Origin of the sequence: Pseudomonas sp. BJa5 (assembly GCF_030272875.2) — a bacterium.
GTDB lineage: Bacteria > Pseudomonadota > Gammaproteobacteria > Pseudomonadales > Pseudomonadaceae > Aquipseudomonas.
This window is the reverse complement of record NZ_JALRNG020000187.1, coordinates 1-247: the sequence shown is the minus strand read 5'-3', so window position 1 is coordinate 247 and position 247 is coordinate 1. Positions and strand designations below refer to the sequence as shown.

The following is a 247-nucleotide window of genomic DNA, read 5'->3' as shown; positions in this document are numbered from 1 at the left end:
CGGCTCTTTGCCGATGGCTTCGCTCAAGGGCCGGCCAAAGGTCAGGTTGCAGTGCAGGCCCACCCGGCCGCGCAGCGCCGGCAGCTGGGCCCGGGTGCAGGCCGCAGCGAAGGCCGGCATGTTGGCCATGGCGGTGGCCGCGCTGATCAGCCCGGCCTGCAAGCGGTGGGGGTTAACCCCGTGGGGGGGGGGCCTGTTACGAAAGACGAAGCGGTGTAAATTACCAGTGAAGGGCATACGGGTATAC

At 68.0% G+C, this 247-nt stretch carries 1 protein-coding gene; it reads right to left on the bottom strand.

The annotated features are described in order from the left end of the window. Positions 1–162, bottom strand: a 162-nt coding sequence (locus tag M2D63_RS25960) for a ChbG/HpnK family deacetylase (protein WP_285865909.1), incomplete at its 3' end; no start/stop codon positions are given. Between the last annotated feature and the right edge of the window lie 85 nt (positions 163–247).